The sequence below is a fragment of the Synechococcus sp. R3-13 genome (assembly GCF_047462195.1).
Lineage (GTDB): Bacteria > Cyanobacteriota > Cyanobacteriia > Thermostichales > Thermostichaceae > Thermostichus.
This window is the reverse complement of the sequence record NZ_JANSIO010000347.1, coordinates 1,246-3,111: the sequence shown is the minus strand read 5'-3', so window position 1 is coordinate 3,111 and position 1,866 is coordinate 1,246. Positions and strand designations below refer to the sequence as shown.

Below are 1,866 nucleotides of genomic sequence, written 5' to 3'. Positions count from 1 at the left end.
AGTACGGCAACACCTGGACTGCCGGGACTTGAGGGTGGGTGCTGGCGCTACGAACCTGAGATACATCCTAAAACCTGTCGCACCTGGGCCAACTCGTCAGCAGGGAGGCGAGCTTTCAACTCCTTCTCCCAGCGATCCAGCCAGTTGCACAGTACCTCCGGCAGACAAACCTTTTGGTTATAGAGCTCACACACTACTCAAAGGCTGCCGTGGACGGCAACGCCGCTCTCCGCGCAAGCTCTGCGCAACCGGCCATCGTTGGAGAGGAGCGTAGAGCTGCTGGTACGGCAGTAGTGAAGACACAATGCGTCAGCTATCGACAACCCACTTTTCTTCAGAACCATTGCCTCTGGAAGCCACGTTTCCTGCACCTGGACAACCTGCACGCCCAAAGCAAGAACCTGGGACTTGCAAGGGTCATCGACTTCTGCCAGTACCACGTCAAGCACCTCCAGACTTGCCAACCTCGCTAAGGATTCCAGCCCCCCAACCTTGGCGAAGTCAATGAGGATGTTGGCGTCAGAAAGCAAGGTCATTAGGGGCTGCTAAAGAGCACTTGCGCCGTTCGACCACCAAAACGAAGCTCGCTTGCGGATATACTCCATTGAAACCCCCAGCACTTCTGCAGCTCGGGAAGCGCTCACAACCTCAAGGGAGAGAGCCTGAAACACCAGCCGCTCAAGGCGGGATTTGGGCAGTTGGCTCTGGTCGTTCTGCCAAGCCGGGTTGTAAAACTCGCGCCGTAGCTCAAGCGGCTCTTTGTATTTTCCGTATTTCTTGTTCAGTACACCGATCTGTTGGCCACATTGCTTGCGAGAAATGATACCAATTTGAGCGGCTCGCACCAGGACAGTTCGCATGCTGACGCCGTAGCGGAGCTTGAGGTCAAGCAGCATGGCCTCAGGAACCCAGCGGTGGCGGAATGCCTGAAGTTCTCGCTCAAGGACGTCACGCGGCAGCAGCACTGCCCCGGCCAAATGGTTGGCGAGTTTCTCCCTAGTGCTCCGCACCGCTGTCACGAACAGCTTGCCATCCACAGCCTTTTCTGGGTGCGCGAAGTCCTGGCGATGGCAGATGAGGTGAGCCAACTCGTGTAGAGCGGTGAAAAACTGCCGTTCAACAGGGTGATTGTCGTTGACGACGATAACTGCTCCAAGCGACTCGGTGTAAGCTGAGAGCCCACTGACACGGGCTGGCAGGGGGGTCAGGAGGATCTTCAAACCGCGCTCCTCAAGTCGGGCAATGACATCTCCCAGAGGAGCATGTTCTACCCCTAGAAAGTCTCGCACGTCCCCAGCGTAGCGCTCCACTGCATGTGGATCATAGGTCTCCACCGGCATTTGGGGCGGTGACACAGCAACCTCACCAATCTCCTCCTCGATCTCGGCATAGGCTAGGGCTCGCTTAAGCACCAGAGCTTTGAGCGCGGGGGTGAGAACTTTTGGGTCATCTGCTCTAAATAACAGAGTCGGTTCCGTCTGCGCTGGTGGGATGGATCCCTTGGACTTGGCCTGACCATCACAGTCGGGCGGTGGGGGACAAGCGGCATTTTGTTCGAAGAAGACCTCAAGCGGCACCCCCAGCGCACGGGCAACAGCAGCCAACTGACCAATGGAGGGCATGCACTCCCCTTTCTCACAGGCCGCAATGGCCTGCAGGGGCAGCCCAACTTTGTTAGCCAGATCGGCCTGGCTTAAGCCCTTGTATTCGCGGAGTAACTGGATGTAACCAACGTTGATCATAGGCAGCACGATGTGCTCCACTGTAGTAACCCAAAGGCAGTCGGTGTTCATCAGCAGGCTTTCAGGGTGTTTATGGTCATTTCGACTCAAACTAGGCCGCTGTACCCACACCTAAAATGTTGAC

General features: G+C 56.6%; 2 protein-coding genes. Both read right to left on the bottom strand.

What is annotated here, in order from left to right; genetic code table 11:
* Nucleotides 1-197 precede the first annotated feature (197 nt).
* A complete protein-coding gene (locus NW856_RS10520) occupies nt 198-536 on the bottom strand; it encodes a hypothetical protein (RefSeq protein ID WP_414400182.1) in 339 nt (112 codons plus the stop codon).
* Nucleotides 537-545: 9 nt separating this feature from the next.
* Entirely contained in the window at nt 546-1,742 is a 1,197-nt protein-coding gene (locus NW856_RS10515) for an ImmA/IrrE family metallo-endopeptidase (RefSeq protein WP_414400183.1), read from the bottom strand.
* Nucleotides 1,743-1,866 lie beyond the last annotated feature (124 nt).

Coding starts and splice junctions, on each gene's coding strand:
- NW856_RS10520 (WP_414400182.1), bottom strand. CDS start 536: ATGACCTTGCTTTCTGACGCCAACATCCTCATTGACTTCGCCAAGGTT.
- NW856_RS10515 (WP_414400183.1), bottom strand. CDS start 1,742: ATGATCAACGTTGGTTACATCCAGTTACTCCGCGAATACAAGGGCTTA.